This is a genomic window from Streptomyces sp. NPDC048606 (genome assembly GCF_040650855.1).
Lineage (GTDB): Bacteria > Actinomycetota > Actinomycetes > Streptomycetales > Streptomycetaceae > Streptomyces.
The window spans coordinates 97,379-116,592 of record NZ_JBEZIB010000001.1 but is presented as its reverse complement, the minus strand read 5'-3'; the positions used below and the strand labels follow the sequence as shown (position 1 = coordinate 116,592).

Genomic DNA, 19,214 nt, shown 5'->3' with positions numbered 1-19,214 from the left:
CCGCGCAGCGATGGCCCGCCGCAGCACGAAGACCCCGCCGCCGGAGGATTTCGAGGAGAAGATCCTCGACATCGACGTCGTCGACGAAATGCAGGGCTCCTTCCTCGAGTACGCGTACTCGGTGATCTACTCCCGCGCCCTGCCCGACGCCCGCGACGGCATGAAGCCGGTGCACCGGCGCATCGTCTACCAGATGAACGAGATGGGCCTGCGCCCCGACCGCGGCTACGTGAAGTGCGCGCGCGTCGTCGGCGAGGTGATGGGCAAGCTGCACCCGCACGGTGACGCGTCGATCTACGACGCCCTCGTGCGCATGGCCCAGCCCTTCTCGATGCGGCTGCCCCTGGTCGACGGCCACGGCAACTTCGGTTCGCTCGGCAACGACGACCCGCCGGCCGCCATGCGTTACACCGAGTGCCGGATGGCCGACGCCACGTCGTTGATGACGGAGTCGATCGACGAGGACACCGTCGACTTCACCGCCAACTACGACGGCCAGGAGCGCGAGCCCGTCGCGCTGCCCGCCGCCTACCCGAACCTCCTCGTCAACGGCGCCTCCGGCATCGCGGTGGGCATGGCCACCAACATGGCCCCGCACAACCTGGGCGAGGTCATCGCGGCGGCCCGCCACCTGATCCGTCACCCGGAGGCGGACCTGGAGGCGCTGATGCGCTTCGTCCCGGGTCCCGACCTGCCGACCGGCGGTCGCATCGTCGGTCTGTCCGGGATCAAGGACGCCTACGAGAACGGTCGAGGCACCTTCAAGATCCGTGCCACCGTGGCCGTCGAGGACGTGACCCCGCGCCGCAAGGGCCTGGTCGTCACCGAACTGCCCTTCACGGTCGGCCCCGAGAAGGTCATCGGGAAGATCAAGGACCTGGTCGGTTCGAAGAAGCTCCAGGGCATCGCGGACGTCAAGGACCTCACCGACCGCTCGCACGGCCTGCGCCTGGTCATCGAGATCAAGAACGGTTTCCACCCGGAGGCCGTCATGGAGCAGCTCTACAAGCTGACGCCGATGGAGGAGTCCTTCGGCATCAACAACGTGGCGCTGGTCGACGGGCAGCCGCTGACCCTCGGCCTCAAGGAACTGCTGGAGGTCTACCTCGACCACCGCTTCGAGGTCGTGCGCCGGCGCAGCGAGTTCCGTCGGGGCAAGCGCCGCGACCGGCTGCACCTGGTCGAGGGCCTGCTCGTGGCCCTGCTCGACATCGACGAGGTCATCCGGATCATCCGCGACAGCGACAACTCCGCGCAGGCCAAGGAGCGCCTGATGGAGCGCTTCTCGCTGAGCGAGATCCAGACCCAGTACATCCTGGACACGCCGCTGCGCCGACTGACCCGCTTCGACCGGATCGAGCTGGAGTCCGAGCGCGACCGCCTCACCGGCGAGATCGACGAGCTGACGGGCATCCTCGACTCCGACGGCGAGCTGCGCAAGCTGGTCTCCTCGGAACTGGCCTCGGTCGCGAAGAAGTTCGGCACCCCGCGCCGCACGGTGCTGCTGGAGTCGGCGGGCACCTCGGTCGCGGCGGTTCCGCTGGAGGTCGCGGACGACCCGTGCCGGGTGCTGCTGTCCTCCACGGGCCTGCTGGCCCGCACCGCGAACGGCGAGCCGCTGCCGCAGGAGGAGGGCGCGGGCCGCGCGAAGCACGACGTGATCGTCTCCCAGGTGGCGGCGACGGCCCGGGCGGACGTGGGCGTGGTGACCTCGTACGGCCGGCTGCTGCGGCTGTCGGTGATCGACCTGCCGCAGCTGCCGGACACCCACGCCGCGCCGAACCTGGCGGGCGGGGCGCCCGTCTCGGAGTTCGTCTCCGGACTGGAGGCCGACGAGACGGTGATCTGCCTGATCTCCCTCGACGAGTCCTCGCAGGGGTTGGCCCTCGGCACCGAGCAGGGCGTGGTCAAGCGGGTCGTGCCGGACTACCCGGCGAACAAGGACGAGCTGGAGGTCATCACCCTCAAGGAGGGCGACCGGATCGTCGGCGCGGTCGAACTGCGCACGGGCGAGGAGGACCTGGTCTTCATCACCGACGACGCGCAGCTGCTGCGCTACCCGGCCGGACAGGTACGGCCGCAGGGCCGTCCGGCGGGCGGCATGGCGGGCATCAAGCTCGCCGGCAACTCCAAGGTGATCCACTTCTCGGCCGTGGACCCGGCGCGCGACGCCCTGGTGTTCAGCGTGGCGGGCTCGCACGGGACGCTCGACGACTCCGTGCGTTCCGGGAAGCTGACGCCGTTCGACCAGTACCCGCGCAAGGGCCGCGCGACGGGCGGCGTGCGCTGCCAGCGCTTCCTGAAGGGCGAGGACGTCCTGGTGCTGGCCTGGGCCGGGAACGCCCCGGTGCTGGCCGCCGCCGCGAGCGGCGCCCCGGCCGCGCTGCCGGCCGTGGACCCGCGCCGGGACGGCTCGGGCACGGCTCTGCCGGCCTCGGTGGAGCACCTGGCGGGGTCCGCGCTGTAGCGCGGTGGGCGCGGTGGGACGCCGACCCGCCGCCGGTCTTCGCCGGCGGCGGGTCGCGCACCCCGTGTGACGACTAGTGTTTTCCCGGTACGCGCGGGTGGGGGGAGCACAACGGATGAGTCGTCGGCCGAGCGGGATGATCGGGGCCTGGGCCGAGGCCCAGCGGCAGGAGCAGCGGGCCCGGCTGCTGCAGCAGCGCGAGGCCGAACGCCGTGAGCGGGCCCACGAGCGGGAGCTGGCCCGCGGGCGCAGGGAGCAGCAGGCCGCCTACCGCCAGTACCGCGACGCCGAGGCGGCGCGCCGTACCGAGGAGCTCGACGCGGAGGTGGCGGCCCTCCAGGGGCTGCTGGCGGCGGGCTGTCGGGCGCCCGCGTTCCGGATGGCCGCCATGGTGCGGGACGAACGGCTCGAACCCTTCGCCCCGGGCCCGCTCGGGCAGCCGGTGCCGATGCCGCAGCTGCGCCAGTTCCAGCAGCAGGGCGGCGGATGGGCGCTCGGCCCCGGCCGCCGGGCGCAGGCCGAACGCGAGGCGCACGACCACTACACCCGGGCCTGGCAGGCCGCGCACGCCGCCGAGCAGGAGCGGCTGCGGCAACTTGCGGCCTACCGCGCGCAGTACGACCGGTGGGCGGCGGAGCGGCTCGCGGAGATCCGCGGGCACAACGGCGGGCTCGCCGAACTGGCGGACGCCCTGCGCGCCGGCGACGCGGACGCGGTGGTGGAGTACTTCTCGGCGGCCCTGTACGCCTCCACGGCCTGGCACCGGGACCTGCCGCGCCAAGTGTCGGCGGCCTACGACCGGGGCCCGCGCCAGCTCGTCCTGGACTGGGAGCTGCCCCGCTTCGGGGTGGTACCGGAGACGAAGTCCGTGCGCTACATGCCGAGTACGGACCAGGACCGGGAGACGGCCCGGCCGGCCACGCAGCGCCGCGCCCTGTACCGGGACGTGTTGGCCCAGTGCGTGCTGTTGGTGCTGCGCGAGCTGTACGCGGCGGACGAGTTCGGGGCGCTGGACTCGGTGGTGGTCAACGGGTTCGTGGACGACCACGATCCGGTGACGGGCCAGGAGGCCCGCATCGTCCTGGCCACCGTGCAGGCCACCCGGGCGGCCTTCTCGGGGCTGCGGCTGGAGCAGGTCAGCGCGGTGGACTGCCTGACCGACGGGCTGCGCGGGCAGCTGTCGGCGCGCCCGGAGCAGCCGACGGCCGTACGGGCGGGGCGCCGGCCCGACGAGGTCGCGGGCGCGGACGCCGTCGTGAGCCACGGCGGGCACGCGGGCGACGGCGAGGACGAGCCGGACCTCTTCGCGATGGACCCGATCGCCTTCGAGAACCTGGTGGCGGAGCTGTTCCGGGCGATGGGCATGGAGGCGGTGACCACGCGGAGGTCGGGCGACGGCGGCGTGGACGTCGAGGCGCTGGACCCGGCCCCGATCCGGGGCGGGCGGATCGTGGTGCAGGTCAAGCGGTACCGCAACACCGTTCCGCCGACGGCGGTACGGGACCTGTACGGCACGGTCCAGGACGCGGGGGCGAACAAGGGGGTGCTGGTCACCACCTCGTCCTTCGGACCGGGGTCGTACACCTTCGCCAACGGGAAGCCGCTGGAGTTGGTTCCCGGGGTGGACCTGGTGGAGCTGCTGCACCGGTACGGGCTGCGCGGACGGCTGGGCGGAACCCCGGCGTCCGGCCCGTCCTCGGCTTCGGCTTCGGCTTCGGCTTCGGCCGCGACCCTTCCGAACCAGCGCGCGCACGCGCCGACGCTGGTCGCCGTGCCCCTCGCGGCCGCGCCGGTACCCGCACCCGCGGAGCCCGTGCCCGCCGACCACAACGTGCTGGGCATGGCCTGGTCCGGTTCGGTGGCGCTGGACGTGTGCGCGCTGGTCTGCGAGGGCGGCCGGGTGCTGAGCGAGGACCATTTCGTGTTCTTCAACAATCCCGCCACCCCGGACGGTTCGGTCCGTTCCCGTCCGCACTCCGCACCCGACAGGGCCGCCGTGCAGGTCGGCTTCGACGCGTTGCCGCGGCGAGCCGACCGTCTGGTGCTGGTGGCCGCGATCGACCCGGAGGTCGATCCGGACGCCGACCTCGCGGGGTTCACCGACGCCCGGATCCGCCTGCTGGACGCCGACGGGCGGGAGATCGACCGCCTGGAGGTCTCCGACGGGCGGGCGGGCGAGACGGCCCTGGTCCTCGGCTCGTTCCGGCGCCGCCCGAACGGCGACTGGAAGTTCGTCGTCGGTGGCAAGGGGTACCGGGGCGGGCTGGAGGACCTGCTGCGCGAGCACGGCGTCGACGTGGCCTGAGGCCGCCCGGGCCCGCACCCGGCGACGGGTCAAAGCCCCTCGGGATCCTCCCGCCCGTAGGAGCCCTCCCCGGGCTCCACCGGCTCCGCCTCGGCCCCGGGCGGCGGCTTCGGCACGTACCGCAGCACGCCCCACATGCTCTCCGGGGGCAGCTCGCGCGGGGCCGGCTCGCGGCAGGCCTCCAGTTCGCGCAGCAGGCCCGGCCCGTCCGTGCCGGAGCCGATCAGGACCAACTGGGTGCGGCGCGGCTCCCCCCGCCCCCAGGGGCCGGGGGCGAAGCACAGGAAGCGGCCGACCGCGTGGACCTCGTAGCGCTCCTCGTGGCCCGGTACGCCGAACCAGACGAAGCCCTTGATCCGGTAGAGGCCGGCCGGTCGGCGGTCGAGGAAGTCGATGAACCGGCGCGGGGAGAGGGCCTGTCCGGAGGTGAACTCGACGCTCTCGTACAGCGCGTGGGCGTGCGTGTCGTGCCCGTCGTGCGTGTCGTGGGCGTCGTGGGCGTGCTCCGCCCGGTCTTCCGCGAGGAGGTCCTCGAAGGAGAGTTGGCCCCGGGTCTCGGTCCAGGGCCGCCGGTCGAAGAGGAGCTCGGGATCGATCCGTCCGTGGTCGGCGCCGATCAGCGGGGTGCCCGGGGCGCGGAGCCGGGCGAGTTCGCCCTCGATCCGGGAACGTTCGGCGGCGTCCACGCGGTCGGTCTTGTTGAGCACCACCAGGTCGGCGACGGCGAGGTGGCGGTCGGTCTCGGGGTGTCGGGCGCGGGTCGCGTCGAACTCGGCCGCGTCCACGACCTGGACCAGCCCGCCGTAGCGGATCGCCGGGTTCTCGTTGGCCACGAGCATCCGGACCATCTCCTGCGGTTCGGCGAGCCCGCTGGCCTCGATGACGATCACGTCGATCCGGTGGACGGGCGCCGCGAGCCTCTCCAGGTAGGCGTCCAGCTCGCTGCCGTCGACCGCGCAGCACAGGCAACCCCCGCCGAGGGAGACCATCGAGTCGCCGACCTGGCCCGCCACCGACATCGCGTCGATCTCGATCGACCCGAAGTCGTTGACGACCACCCCGACCCGGGTGCCCTCCCGGTGGGTGAGGAGGTGGTTGAGGAGCGTGGTCTTGCCCGATCCGAGGAAGCCGGAGAGGACGACGACGGGCACGGTCCGCTCGGGCTGCTGCTGCCTGCTGTTCACCCGGTCGATCGTAGTCAGATCGGAGCGGGGACCGGTCGGGGCGGCGTCGGGCCGGTGTAGCGCGCGGCCGGACGGATGATCTTGGTGTCGGCGGCCTGTTCGAGGACGTTCGCGCTCCAGCCGACGACGCGGGCGGCGCAGAACGTCGGGGTGAACATCTCGCGCGGCAGCCCGCACAGCTCCATGACCACGCCCGCGTAGAACTCCACGTTGGTGTGCAGCTCCCGGCCCGGCTTGAGCTCGGCGAGGATCTCCTCGACCTGCCGCTCCACCTCCACCGCGAGCTCCACGAGGGGCCCGCCGAACCCGAGGGCGATCTCCTTCAGCATCCGCGAGCGCGGGTCCTCCGTGCGGTACACGGGGTGCCCGAAGCCCATGATCCGGTCCCCCGCGAGCGCCCTCTCCCGGATCCACGGCCCGATGCGGTCGGCCGTGCCGATGGCGTCGAGCGTGTCCAGCGCGCGGCTGGGCGCCCCGCCGTGCAGCGGGCCGGAGAGCGCGCCGATCGCCCCGGTCAGGCAGGCGGCGACGTCGGCGCCGGTGGAGGCGATCACGCGGGCGGTGAAGGTGGAGGCGTTGAAGCCGTGGTCGACGGTGGAGATCAGGTACCGCTCGACGGCGCGCGCCCGCACCCGATCCGGCTCGGTGCCGGTCAGCATCCACAGGTGGTTGGCGGCGTACGGGAGGTCGTCGCGCGGCTCGACCGGCTCCAGTCCCCGCCCGAGCCGGTACAGGGCGGCCAGCAGGGTGGGTACGGCGGCGCAGGCGGCGAGGGCGTCCGCGGCGCGGTCGGCCGGGGTGAGGTCGTACACCGGACGGAAGCCGGCGTGGGCCCCCAACAGGGAGAGCGCGGTGCGCAGCCCGGCGAGCGGCCCGGACCGCGCGGTGGCGCGGGCCAGGGCGGGCAGCGCCTCGCGCACCTCGGCGGGCAGGTGCCGCAGCCGGGTCGTCTCGGCGGTGAAGGCGGCGCGCTCGGCGGCGTCCGCGGGCAGGGCGCCGCGGAACATCAGGTGCCAGACGTCCTCGAAGGTGCGCGTGGCGGCCAGGTCGACGGCCGAGTACCCGCGGTAGTGGTAGAAGCCCTCGCGCCCCCGGACGTCGCCGAGGGCCGTCTCGGTGACCACGACGCCCGCGAGACCGCGGGGTACGTCGACGGGGGCGGTGGGCGTGGTGGGAGTGGCGCCGGTGGGGATGAGGGAGGTGGTGTTCATGGATCGACCATCCATGCTTGACTCAATCCTTGTCAATGTTGATTGAATCAATATATGTAGGGTGTGCGTCATGACTGATCAGCCGCCCACCGGCACCCCGTCAGGCGCTCGCGACGCGCGACGGCTCACCACCCGGGAGGCGGCCCTCCTCCTCGGGGTGAAGCCCTCGACCGTGTACGCGTACGTCAGCCGCGGGCAGCTCACCAGCCGCCGCGACCCCGTCGGCCGGGGCAGCAGTTTCGACGCGGCGGAGGTGGAGGCCCTGGCCCGGCGCAGTCGGCGCGAGGCCGCCGCGCCCGCCGGCGCGGCCGGGGAGCTCGCCGTACGCACCTCGCTGACCCTCATCGAGGCCGACCGGTACTTCTTCCGGGGCGTCGACGCCGTGGAACTCGCCGCGCGGTACTCGTACGAGGAGGTCGCCGAGTGGCTGTGGACGGGAACGGCCTCGCCCGGGGCCAGGTTCGCCGCGCCCCCGGAGACCCTGGCCGCCGCCCGTCGTGCGGTCGCCGCCCTCCCGGCGCACAGCGGCCCGATCGACCGGCTCCGGGTCGCCGTGGCCGCGGCGGCGGTGGCGGACCCGCTGCGCTTCGACCTGTCCGAGGACGCCGTCCTGGGCTCCGCGCGCAGCCTGGTCCCGACCCTGGTCGGGTCCCTGCCGGTGCGCTCCCCCGCCTCCGACGCCCCTGAAGGCGGCGGCGACACGGGCGGCGACGGCCGGCTGGCCCGGGAGCTCTGGGCGCGGCTGACCCCGCGGGAGCCGGACCGGGAGGCCCTGGACACCCTCGACCTGGCCCTGGCCCTCCTCGTCGACCACGACCTGGCCGCCTCCACCCTCGCCGTTCGGGTCGCGGCCTCCGCCCGGGCCCACCCGTACGCGGCGGTCTCCGCCGGGCTCGGCGCCCTCGAAGGCCCCCTGCACGGGGCGGCGGGCCGGCTCGCGCACCGGATGCTCGCGGAGGTGCTGGAGCGGGGCGGCGCCGCGCCGGTGGTCGCGGAGCACCTGCGCGCCGGCCGCCGCGTCCCCGGACTCGGCCACCGGCTCTACCGGGGCGAGGACCCCCGGGCACGGGCCCTGTTCACGCGCCTGGAGGCCGTGCCCGGGGCCGCGCCGGCGGCGGACGCGGCCCGCGACGTCGCGACGGTGATGGCCCGGCACGGGCTGCACCCCAACGTGGACCTGGCGCTCGCGGTGCTGACGCTGTCCTGCGGGATGTCGGCGGAGGCCGGGGAGACGGTGTTCGCGGTGGCGCGGACGGCCGGCTGGATCGCGCACGCCCTGGAGGAGTACCGGGAACGGCCCCTGCGCATGCGCCCCAGCGGCCACTACGTGGGCCCCCGCCCTCCCCGCCCCCTGCCCTGACCCGACGGCGCTCCGGCGAGCGGGCGGGGGCCCGGCCGTGACCGCGCGTGGGCGGCGGCCCGGACCCCTCCCCGGCACGTCGGGTGAAGCCGGGCATTCCGCTGCCGCCGTCCGCGACCTACGGTTACTGCTCATGCGGTACCTCCCCACGAGCACTCGGCGCCTCGGCCTGCCCCGGCGGGCCGTCTCGCAGATCCTGCTCACCCAGCTGGCCCTCGCCGCCGGGGTCCTCGCGCTGGCCACGGGGCTGTTCCTGGCCCCGCTGAGCGCCCAGCTCGACGACCAGGCCATGCGGCGCGCGCTCGCCATCGCCCAGAGCACGGCATCCGACCCGAACGTGGCCGCGGACCTCCTGACGACGCCCCCCGCGGCGGACAGCCCCGTCCAGGCCGCCGCCGAGCGGGTGCGCCGCGCGACCGGCGCCGAGTACGTGGTCGTCCTGGACCTGAACGGCATCCGCCGCTCCCACCCCAGCCCCGACCGGATCGGCCGGCCCGTCTCCACGGACCCCGCCGACGCCCTGGCCGGCCGCGAGGTGATGGAGATCGACGAGGGCACCCTGGGCCGCTCCGCACGCGGCAAGGTCCCCCTCGTCGCCCCCGACGGGGAGATCGTCGGCGCGGTGTCCGTCGGCATCGCCTACGAAGGCGTCCGCGACCGGCTGCTGGCCGCCATCCCCAGCCTCCTCGCCTACGCCGGCGGAGCCCTCGCCGTCGGCGCCCTCGCCGCCTACCTGCTCTCCCGCCGGATCCAGCGGCAGACCCGGGACCTGGCCTTCTCCGATATCGCGAGCCTCCTCGCGGAGCGCGAGGCGATGCTCCACTCCATCCGCGAGGGAGTGATCGCCCTCGACGGGAACGACCGGGTCCGGCTCGTCAACGACGAGGCCGCCCGACTGCTGGGCCTGCCCCCGGACACCGCGCACACCCTCGCCGGGCGCCCCCTGGACGAGGTCCTCGACCCCGGCCGCACCAGCGACGTCCTGGCCGGCCGCGTCACCGGCCGCGACCTTCTCACGGTCCAGGGCCCGCGCGTCCTGGTCGCCAACCGGATGCCCACCGCCGACGGCGGCGCCGTCGCCACCCTGCGCGACCGCACCGAGGTCGAGCACCTGGGCCGCGAGCTGGACTCCACGAGGGGCCTGATCGACGCCCTGCGCGCCCAGGACCACGAGCACGCCAACCGCCTCCACACCCTGCTGGGCCTCCTCGAACTGGGCCTGCACGAGGAAGCCGTCGCCTTCGTGACGGAGGTCGTGGGCGTGCACCGCAGCACCGCCGAGCAGGTCACCGAGAAGGTCCAGGACCCCCTGCTGGCAGCACTCCTGGTGGGCAAGGCCACCGTCGCCGCCGAACGCGGCGTCCCCCTGCGCCTCGCTCCCGCGGCGCTGCTGCCCGATCGCCTCGTCGACCCGGGCGGCCTCGTGACGATCCTCGGCAACCTCGTCGACAACGCCCTCGACGCGGCCGTGGGCTCGGCCTCGCCCCTGGTCGAGGTCGACATCCGCGCGCAGGGCCGCACGGCCGTGGTGACCGTGCGCGACAGCGGCCCCGGCATCCCCGCCGGGCGCCGCGAGGAGATCTTCACCGAGGGCTGGTCGACCAAGCAGCCCAAGGCCCACCGCGAGCGCGGCCTCGGCCTCGCCCTCGTACGCCGTCTCGCGGAGCGGCAGGGCGGCAGCGCCCGGGCCGGCGAAGCAGAGGACGGAGGGGCGGAGTTCTCCGTCGTACTTCCGGAGGCCCTGCGGTGAACGAGACCCCGATCCACGTATTGGTCGTCGACGACGACGTGCGTGTCGCCCTGATCAACGCGGCCTACGTCGCGAAGGTTCCCGGGTTCCGGGTCTGCGGACAGGCCCATTCGGCGGCCGAGGCACTGGAGTTCCTCACCGACCGCCCCGTCGACCTGCTCCTGCTCGACCACTACCTCCCCGACGAGAACGGACTCGACCTCGTCCGCCGCCTGCGCCAACAGGGCCACCACACCGATGTGATCATGGTCACGGCCGCCCGCGACCTGGCCACCGTCCAGGCCGCCATGCGCCTGGGCGCCCTCCAGTACCTGGTCAAACCGTTCACCTTCGCCGGACTGCGCGCCAAACTGGAGGCCTACGCCGCCCTGCGACGCTCCCTCTCCGGCGGCGGGGAGGCCGAACAGGACGAGGTGGACCGCATCTTCGGTGCCCTCGCCGCCGCCGGCGCCCCGAACGAACTGCCCAAGGGCCACTCCCCCACCACCGCCGAACTCGTCCGCCAGGTCCTGCGCACCGCCGAGGGGCCCCTGTCCACCCAGCAGGTCGCCGACCGCGCCGGCATCAGCCGCCAGACCGCGCAGCGCTACCTCAAGCTCCTCGACCGGGCGGGCAGGGTCACCCTGGCCCTGCGCTACGGGGAGACCGGCCGCCCCGAACACCGCTACGCCTGGCGCCCGTCCACCGGTACGTGAGACACCGGGGCCACACGGGCGCGGCCCTGAACCCGGGCGGGGCCCCGGACCCGAGTGGCCCCGCCCGCTTCGGCTCAGACCGCCCCGGCCCCGGTCAGGGAGCGGACCTCCGTCTGCGCGTGCCGTCGTTCGTCGGCCTCCTCACCGGAGGTGACGGTGCCCAGCCAGCCCGCGAGGAAGCCGAGCGGGATAGAGACGATCCCGGGGTTCTGGAGCGGGAAGTACTGGAAGTCCACGCCGGGGAAGAGCGATTCGGGGCTCCCCGAGACCACCGGCGAGAGCACCACCAGCAGGACCGCCGGAACCAGTCCCCCGTACACCGCCCAGACGGCCCCCCGCGTGGTGAAACCCCGCCAGAACAGCGAGTACAGCAGCGCCGGCAGGTTCGCCGAGGCGGCCACCGCGAAGGCGAGCCCCACCAGGAAGGCCACGTTCATGTCCTGGGCGAGCAGCCCGAGGGCGATCGCCACGGCCCCGATGCCGACGGCGGCGGTCCGGGCCACGGCCACCTCGCTGCGCTGACGGGCATGCCGGCGCTTGAGGGAGGCGTAGAGGTCGTGCGCGACGGAGGCCGAGGAGGCGAGGGTGATCCCGGCGACCACCGCGAGGATCGTCGCGAAGGCGATGGCGGCGACCAGGGCGAAGAGCACCGCGCCACCGGTGGATCCGGCGCCGCCGCCGAGTTGGGCCGCGAGCAGCGGGACCGCGGTGTTCCCGGAGGCGTTGGAGGCCTTCACCTCGTCCGGCCCGACCAGCGCGGCCGCGCCGAAGCCGAGCACGATGGTCATCAGGTAGAAGCCGCCGATCAGGCCGATGGCCCACACCACCGAGCGGCGTGCCGCCCGGGCCGTCGGCACCGTGTAGAAGCGCGACAGGATGTGCGGCAGCCCGGCCGTGCCCAGGACGAGGGCGAGCCCGAGGCTCATGAAGTCGATCCTGTCCGTCCAGCTGCCGCCGTACCGCAGTCCGGGACCGAGGAACCGGGCCCCGTGCCCGCTGCGTTCGGCGGCCGAGGAGAGCAGGTGGTCGAGGTTCCCGTGGAAGCGCAGCAGGACCAGCACGGTCAGCGCGACCGCGCCCCCCATCAGCAGGACGGCCTTGACGATCTGGATCCAGGTGGTGGCCCGCATGCCGCCGAAGGACACGTAGACGACCATCAGCGCGCCGACCCCGATGACGGTCAGGGTCCGGGCGCCGGGGCCGGAGTCCCCGAGCAGCAGCCCCACGAGGCTGCCCGCGCCCACCATCTGCGCGACCAGGTACAGCACGGAGACCACCACCGAGGAGGTCCCGGCGGCGATCCGCACCGGGCGTTCCCGCATCCGGGCGGCGACGACGTCGGAGAGGGTGAAGCGCCCGCAGTTGCGGACCAGTTCGGCGACCAGGAACAGCACGATGAGCCAGGCGACGAGGAAGCCGACCGAGTACAGCAGGCCGTCGTATCCGAAGAGGGCGATGAGGCCGGAGATGCCCAGGAAGGAGGCGGCGGACATGTAGTCGCCGGCGATGGCGAAACCGTTCTCCATGGGGGAGAACAGCCGTCCTCCCGCGTAGAACTCCTCGGCCGAGCCGTGCCGGTTGCGGCTGACCCAGGTCGTGATGCCGAGGGTGACGGCGATGAAGAGGCTGAAGAGGACCAGAGCCAGCATCCGGTGCTCGGTGGTCATCGGCCCTCACCCCGCCGGCGACCGCGCTCCTGGCCGCGCTCCTGCTCGAAGACGGTCCAGCGCAGGTCGAGGGCGGCCCGGTCCCGGCGCAACCGCGCGTGCCGGGCGTACGCCCAGGTCAGCAGGAAGGTGCTGAGGAACTGTCCCAGACCGGCGAGGAGGGCCACGTTGACGGCGCCGAACACGGGCCGGGACATCAACCCGGGCGCCGCCGTCGCCGCGATCACGTAGGCGACGTACCACAGGAGGAAGCCGACGGTCGCGGGAACGACGAACCCTCGGTACCGGGCGCGGACCTCCTGGAAGGCGGCGCTGCGCTGTACCTCCAGGTAGATGTCGGAGGCGTCGGGCGCGGTCCGCCCCTCGGCGGCGGGTCCGACCGGGACCGGCTCGTCGCCCTCGCCCCAGCCCACGGCCAGAGCGTCGTACCAGGGGTCGTCCAGCCGGATCGTTCCGGCATCACGACCGTCGTGCTTGTCCACCGAACTCTCCTTGTCCGCCGCCGCATTGGCCGCGTGCCCACAAGGATGTGCGGAATGGCTGGATTCCGGACTGGTGTCCCGGTGCTCTTCACTCCTTCAGGTGATGGAGGGAAGAGCACCGGTGTGCCGTGCGCGGGAATCGGCTCCGGGCGCGTCCGACGCTCCCGGAGCCGACCGGTACGGATCAGGCGTCGATGCGCGAGCGGTCCAGGGTGGCCGCGGAGCCGGTGATGAACTCCTTGCGCGGGGCCACCTCGTTGCCCATGAGCAGGTCGAAGACCTGCTCCGCGGAGTCCAGGTCGCCGATGTTGATCCGCCGCAGGGTGCGGAAGCGGGGGTCCATCGTGGTCTCCGCGAGCTGGTCGGCGTCCATCTCGCCGAGGCCCTTGTACCGCTGGATCGAGTCCTTGTAGCGGATGTTCTTGCGCTGGTACTCCAGGAGCGTGCGGCGCAGTTCGCTGTCCGAGTACGTGTAGACGTACTTGTCCTGGCCGCGCTTCGGCTGGACCAGCTCGATGCGGTGCAGGGGCGGCACGGCCGCGAAGACCCGGCCCGCCTCCACCATCGGCCGCATGTAGCGCTGGAAGAGCGTGAGCAGCAGGCAGCGGATGTGGGCGCCGTCGACGTCGGCGTCGACGAGCAGGACGATCTTGCCGTAGCGGGCGGCGTCGAGGTCGAAGGTGCGGCCCGAGCCGGCTCCTATGACCTGGATGATCGCGCCGCACTCGGCGTTCTTGAGCATGTCCGAGACGGAGGACTTCTGGACGTTGAGGATCTTGCCCCGGATGGGCAGCAGCGCCTGGAACTCCGAGTTCCGCGCGAGCTTGGCCGTACCGAGGGCCGAGTCGCCCTCGACGATGAAGAGCTCGCTGCGGTCCACGTCGTCACTGCGGCAGTCGGCCAGCTTGGCCGGCAGCGACGAGGACTCCAGCGCGGTCTTGCGGCGCTGGGCCTCCTTGTGCTGGCGGGCCGCGATGCGGGTCCGGGCGGCCGCGACGATCTTCTCCATCACGGCGCGGGCCTGCTGCTTGTCGTCCCGCTTGGTCGAGGTCAGGAACGCCTTCAGCTCCTTGGCGACCACCGCGGCGACGATGCGGGTCGCGGCCGAGGTGCCGAGCACCTCCTTGGTCTGGCCCTCGAACTGCGGCTCGGCGAGCCGGACGGTCACGACGGCCGTGAGGCCCTCCATCGCGTCGTCCTTGACCACGTCGTCCTCGGCCACGCGCAGCAGCTTCGCCGAGCGCAGGACCTCGTTCACGGTCTTGGCGACCGAGCGCTCGAAGCCGGAGACGTGGGTGCCGCCCTTGGGGGTGGCGATGATGTTCACGAAGGACTTGAGGTTGGTCTCGTAGCCCGTGCCCCAGCGCAGGGCGATGTCCACGCCCAGCTCGCGGGTGACCTCGGTGGGGGTCATGTGGCCGCGGTCGTCCAGGACCGGGACGGTCTCCTTGAAGGTCCCGGAGCCGGTCAGGCGCAGCACGTCGCAGACGGCCTTGTCCTGGGCGAGGTACTCGCAGAACTCGCTGATGCCCCCGTCGAAGCGGAAGGTCTCCTCGGTCTTGCCCGCGCCGTCGATGGCCCGCTCGTCGCGGACCACGATGGTCAGGCCGGGGACGAGGAAGGCGGTCTGGCGGGCGCGCTGGTAGAGCGTCTCCAGGTTGAGGCGGGCGTCCTTGAGGAAGATCTGCCGGTCGGCCCAGTAGCGGACCCGGGTGCCGGTCTTGCCCTTGGCGATCCGCTTGACCTTGCGCAGGCCGTTCCCCGGGTCGAAGGGGCTCTCGGCGCCCTGCTCGGTGAAGAGGCCGGGAACGCCGCGCCGGAAGCTGATGGCGTGCGTCGAGCTGCCCCGGTCGACCTCGACGTCGAGGCGGGCCGACAGGGCGTTGACCACGGAGGCTCCGACGCCGTGCAGGCCGCCGGAGGCCGCGTAGGAGCCCCCGCCGAACTTGCCGCCGGCGTGAAGCTTGGTCATGACGACCTCGACCCCGGAGAGACCGGTCTTGGGCTCGACGTCGACCGGGATGCCCCGGCCGTTGTCGCGGACCTCGACCGAGGCGTCCTCGTGGAGGACGACCTCGATGTGGTCGCAGTAGCCGCCCAGGGCCTCGTCGACGGAATTGTCGATGATCTCCCAGAGGCAGTGCATCAGGCCTCGGCTGTCGGTGGACCCGATATACATGCCGGGGCGCTTGCGGACGGCCTCGAGGCCTTCGAGGACGAGCAGGTGCCGCGCGGTGTAGTTGGAGCCGTCCCGGTCTGCTCCGGACAGCAGCGCGCTGGAAGGCACGGACGTGTCGGCGGTCACGCAGTTCGCTCCTCGCTGAATTTCTTTTCTGGCCCGGTCGGGCGCAGGGGTGGCTCGGTTGCCGGTCGAAGGGTACCGAGGCCTGGTAGAGCCGATGCAACGCCACCCTCGTGGGTTCCACAGCCTAGTCCAGATCCGCACGGGTGTTCGATCCCCCGTCAGGGTGAAGCAAACATCACGTTCCCTTCCAGGCATGAACCATTTAGGGTTCGGGCACGTCCTCATGAACAACCGGCACTCACGCCGGGGAGGACGGGAACTGCTACAAGCGAACGACTGACAACGCGAAACCGTAAAGCAACGCAATACGGCTCCTTCGCCGCCAACCGGCAACAGCCGGCCAGCTTCGGAAGGAAGTTTCGAGGAAAAGCCGCGAGCGGGAACGTTTTCGGCCTGGTTGGATGTTGACCCTGGTACGACAGCTCGTCGAGCTAGAGAAGAGGCGACGTGACTACTGTTCTGACCCCCGCGACCCCGCTGACGGCCGCTGACCGATGCGACCGTTGCGGCGCCCAGGCATATCTGCGCGTCGTCCTCCTGAGCGGTGGTGAACTGCTCTTCTGCGCCCACCACGGGCGTAAGTTCGAGCCGGAACTCAAGAAGATCGCCGCGGAAATACAGGATGAGACCGAGCGGCTCACCGCTCCGGCCGCCAACACGGCCGACCACGAGGACCGCTGACACAAGGCCTGACCTCGCATCCGACGAGCAAGGACCGGCCCGGCCGGTCGACGGGCGGCGCCCCTGTAACCCAGGGACGTCGCCCGTCCTCATATCCGGGGCACTTCCCGCACCGGGTGCACCGCTCGACCCCCGCACCCCCTTGCCGGGCCGTACGGGGCGCCTGGAGCCCCTCCGGGCGCCCCGTACGGTGTCCTACACCCCGTCCTGGCGCGAGCCGCTCTCAGGGCCGCTCACGAAGGCGACCAACGGCGCGATCCGCGTGTACACCCCCGGGCTGTCCGCGCGCCCGCAGCCCCGCCCCCAGGACACCAGCCCGATCAACCGGCCCCGAGCCACCAGCGGCCCCCCGCTGTCCCCCTGACAGGCGTCCTTGCCGCCCCCCTGGTCGCCGGCGCACACCATGGACTCCGCGAGGTAGCGGCCGTCCGCGCCCCCCGGGTACGCCCGCAGGCAGGACTCGTCGTCCAGCACCGTCACGCGCGCCGCCCGCAGCCCGTACGCGTAGTCCCCGAAGCCGCTCGTGTCGCCCCAGCCGTAGACGTCCGCGTCCGTACCGGCCGCGTACGCCTCGTCACCGGCCGTCGCCATCGGCAGGACGTGGGCCGCCGGCACGGCCTCGGCCAGCTCCAGCACCGCCAGGTCCCCCGCGTTGCTGCGGGCGTCGTAGTCCGGATTGACCCGGGCCGCGCTGACCGCGATCTCGCGGCCCTCGTCGCCGTGCAGTTCCGTACGGCCGGTGATCACCCGCAGGTCGGTGAGGGACTCGACGGGGCCGCCCAACACCTGGCGGCCCAGGCAGTGGGCGGCCGTCACGACCGTGGTCGGGGCTACGAGGACCCCGCCGCAGAACTGCCCGTCGCGGATACCCCCGAACCGGTCACGGCTGGCGAGGGCCACCACCCAGGGGCTGTCCGCCACCTTCACCGGCTTGCCACCTATGACGACGCCGTCGGCGGCGGCCCCGGGGGCCGGGGCCAGCGGAGTCGCGGCGGCGCCCGCCACCAGGGCCAGGGCGCCCACCAGGGCACGGGGCAGGGAAAGACGCATAGGGTCTCCTGACGCTGAGTGTGTACGACTCCACCCAGAGTGGAATGACCCGTGGCCGTGCGCACCCGCGCGAACGGCGGCGCACCCGCACGAGCGACGTGCGCGCGTGCCCCGGCGGACGTGCGCGCCCCGACCGGCGTACGTACCGCCGACGGGTGCGCCCCTCCCGAAGGAACGCACCGCACCGCACCGCGCCGTGTCGTCCCGTCCCGTCGCCTCCGCCCCGCCCCGCCCCGGACGCACGTCGGCCGGACCCCCTCAGGGGCCCGGCCGAACGGTGTGTGCGGGCGCGAGCGGTGTCGGCTCCCCGATCAGTCGAGGTAGTCGCGCAGCACCTGCGAACGCGACGGGTGGCGCAGCTTCGACATGGTCTTGGACTCGATCTGGCGGATGCGCTCGCGGGTGACCCCGTAGACCTTGCCGATCTCGTCCAGCGTCTTGGGCTGGCCGTCGGTGAGGCCGAAGCGCATCGAGACCACGCCCGCCTCGCGCTCGGAGAGCGTGTCGAGGACCGAGTGCAGCTGCTCCTGGAGGAGCGTGAAGGACACCGCGTCCGCCGGGACGACGGCCTCGGAGTCCTCGATGAGGTCACCGAACTCGCTGTCGCCGTCCTCGCCGAGCGGCGTGTGCAGGGAGATCGGCTCGCGGCCGTACTTCTGGACCTCGATGACCTTCTCGGGGGTCATGTCGAGTTCCTTGGCCAGCTCCTCCGGGGTGGGCTCGCGGCCCAGGTCCTGGAGCATCTGCCGCTGGACGCGGGCCAGCTTGTTGATCACTTCGACCATGTGCACCGGGATGCGGATGGTGCGGGCCTGGTCGGCCATGGCCCGGGTGATCGCCTGCCGGATCCACCAGGTCGCGTACGTGGAGAACTTGTAGCCCTTGGTGTAGTCGAACTTCTCCACGGCGCGGATCAGACCCAGGTTGCCCTCCTGGATCAGGTCCAGGAAGAGCATGCCGCGGCCGGTGTAGCGCTTGGCCAGCGAGACCACGAGGCGGAGGTTGGCCTCCAGAAGGTGGTTCTTGGCGCGGCGACCGTCCTCGGCGATGATCTCCAGCTCGCGCTTGAGCTTGGGCGCGAGCTTGTCGGAGTTCGCGAGCTTGTCCTCGGCGAAGAGTCCGGCCTCGATGCGCTTGGCGAGCTCGACCTCCTGCTCGGCGTTGAGGAGGGGGACCTTGCCGATCTGCTTGAGGTAGTCCTTGACGGGGTCGGCGGTGGCTCCCGCCACGACCACCTGTTGGGCGGGGGCGTCGTCCTCGTCGTCGGAGATGACGAAGCCCTTGTTGCCCTCGCCCTCCTCCTCTTCCTCGCCCTCGGCCTTCGCCGCGTCGGGACCCTCGTCGGGGGTCTCGTCGTCGCCCTCGTCCGCGTCCTTCTTGGCGGCGGTCTTCTTGGCCGCCGTCTTCTTCGCGGTCGTCTTCTTCGCGGCGGTCTTCTTGGCCGTCGCCTTCTTCGCCACCGTCTTCTTCGCGACGGGTTCGGCGGCGTCCGTCTCGGCGAGGCCGTCCACGGGCTCGGGGGTCGCCGTCCCGTTCTCCCCGGTCGGGGGAGCGTCGGCCGCGGTCGGCGCGGCCGCGGGCTTCGCCGCGACGGTCCGGGTCGTCGTCGTCCGCTTGGCGGGGCTCTTCGCCGCGACGCTCTTGCGGGGGGTGCGCTTGGGCGATTCCGCGGCACTGACCATCAGCGTCACACCCTCTTCCTCGAGGATCTGGTTGAGGCTGCGCAGAACATTCTTCCACTGGGTCGCAGGAATCTGGTCAGCCTCGAAGGCCCGACGCACGTCATCGCCGGCGATCTGCCCCTCGGCCTTGCCCCGCTCGATGAGCGCCATCACAGACTCGGAATCGGCGATCTCCGGCGGGAGCGTACGGGATGTGCTGGCCGACACGAACAACCTCTCGGAACGATGGGAACGGCTTCCGACCCCGGCCTGGTGCTGGACCGGAGCCGACGACCACCGACTGGGGATGGGCCGGGGGCGCGGGCAGGGGCCGGGGAGCTGTCCAGCATCCCCAAGGGCTGCTGTCTTCCCTCCGTCGGCCATCACTGCTTAGGT

13 protein-coding genes are annotated in these 19,214 nt (G+C 72.6%); 6 read left to right on the top strand and 7 right to left on the bottom strand.

The window, feature by feature from the left end:
* Positions 1-10: 10 nt before the first annotated feature.
* Together AB0D01_RS00450 and AB0D01_RS00445 are read left to right on the top strand one after the other, a co-directional pair.
* A complete protein-coding gene (locus tag AB0D01_RS00450) occupies positions 11-2,467 on the top strand; it encodes a DNA topoisomerase IV subunit A (RefSeq protein ID WP_363052572.1) in 2,457 nt (818 codons plus the stop codon).
* 115 nt (positions 2,468-2,582) lie between these two features.
* Positions 2,583-4,772 (top strand): restriction endonuclease, encoded by a 2,190-nt coding sequence (locus tag AB0D01_RS00445; RefSeq protein ID WP_363052570.1) that lies wholly within the window; start codon positions 2,583-2,585, stop codon positions 4,770-4,772.
* Positions 4,773-4,801: 29 nt separating this feature from the next.
* Here the strand turns inward: AB0D01_RS00445 and AB0D01_RS00440 are convergent, their stop codons facing one another.
* Both AB0D01_RS00440 and AB0D01_RS00435 read right to left on the bottom strand, forming a co-directional pair.
* A complete protein-coding gene (locus tag AB0D01_RS00440; RefSeq protein ID WP_363052568.1) occupies positions 4,802-5,956 on the bottom strand; it encodes a GTP-binding protein in 1,155 nt (384 codons plus the stop codon).
* A 14-nt stretch (positions 5,957-5,970) separates the two neighbouring features.
* The gene (locus AB0D01_RS00435; RefSeq protein ID WP_363052566.1) at positions 5,971-7,167 is read right to left on the bottom strand and encodes a citrate synthase; all 1,197 of its coding nucleotides are present in this window, start codon (positions 7,165-7,167) and stop codon (positions 5,971-5,973) included.
* A gap of 70 nt (positions 7,168-7,237) precedes the next feature.
* On the opposite strand from AB0D01_RS00435, the gene AB0D01_RS00430 reads away from it, so the two are divergent.
* The 3 genes from AB0D01_RS00430 (at position 7,238) to AB0D01_RS00420 (ending at position 10,972) form a co-directional block, all read left to right on the top strand.
* Positions 7,238-8,527 (top strand): citrate synthase, encoded by a 1,290-nt coding sequence (locus tag AB0D01_RS00430; protein WP_363052564.1) that lies wholly within the window; start codon positions 7,238-7,240, stop codon positions 8,525-8,527.
* Positions 8,528-8,660: 133 nt separating this feature from the next.
* Positions 8,661-10,277, top strand: a complete 1,617-nt coding sequence (locus tag AB0D01_RS00425) for a sensor histidine kinase (RefSeq protein ID WP_363052562.1) — start codon at positions 8,661-8,663, stop codon at positions 10,275-10,277.
* On the top strand, positions 10,274-10,972 hold the full coding sequence (locus tag AB0D01_RS00420; protein ID WP_363052561.1) for a response regulator: 699 nt from the start codon (positions 10,274-10,276) through the stop codon (positions 10,970-10,972). Before AB0D01_RS00425 ends, AB0D01_RS00420 begins: the two co-directional genes overlap by 4 nt.
* A gap of 74 nt (positions 10,973-11,046) precedes the next feature.
* Here AB0D01_RS00420 and AB0D01_RS00415 read toward each other — a convergent pair whose 3' ends face one another.
* The 3 genes from AB0D01_RS00415 to AB0D01_RS00405 form a co-directional block, all read right to left on the bottom strand.
* A complete protein-coding gene (locus AB0D01_RS00415) occupies positions 11,047-12,639 on the bottom strand; it encodes a cation acetate symporter (protein ID WP_363052559.1) in 1,593 nt (530 codons plus the stop codon).
* Positions 12,636-13,121: a DUF485 domain-containing protein gene (locus AB0D01_RS00410; RefSeq protein WP_363052557.1), complete on the bottom strand. Its 486-nt coding sequence runs from the start codon at positions 13,119-13,121 to the stop codon at positions 12,636-12,638. Before AB0D01_RS00410 ends, AB0D01_RS00415 begins: the two co-directional genes overlap by 4 nt.
* Before the next feature lie 184 nt (positions 13,122-13,305).
* Positions 13,306-15,426 carry a DNA topoisomerase IV subunit B gene (locus AB0D01_RS00405; RefSeq protein ID WP_363052555.1) on the bottom strand — a complete coding sequence of 707 codons (2,121 nt, stop codon included), beginning with the start codon at positions 15,424-15,426 and terminating at the stop codon, positions 13,306-13,308.
* 447 nt (positions 15,427-15,873) lie between these two features.
* Here AB0D01_RS00405 and AB0D01_RS00400 point away from each other — a divergent pair, with 447 nt between their 5' ends.
* Entirely contained in the window at positions 15,874-16,107 is a 234-nt protein-coding gene (locus AB0D01_RS00400) for a hypothetical protein (RefSeq protein ID WP_363052553.1), read from the top strand.
* Positions 16,108-16,302: 195 nt separating this feature from the next.
* On the opposite strand, the gene AB0D01_RS00395 is transcribed toward AB0D01_RS00400, so the two are convergent.
* Together AB0D01_RS00395 and AB0D01_RS00390 are read right to left on the bottom strand one after the other, a co-directional pair.
* Positions 16,303-17,157, bottom strand: a complete 855-nt coding sequence (locus AB0D01_RS00395; protein ID WP_363052551.1) for a serine protease — start codon at positions 17,155-17,157, stop codon at positions 16,303-16,305.
* 311 nt (positions 17,158-17,468) lie between these two features.
* On the bottom strand, positions 17,469-19,046 hold the full coding sequence (locus AB0D01_RS00390) for an RNA polymerase sigma factor (protein ID WP_363052549.1): 1,578 nt from the start codon (positions 19,044-19,046) through the stop codon (positions 17,469-17,471).
* Between the last annotated feature and the right edge of the window lie 168 nt (positions 19,047-19,214).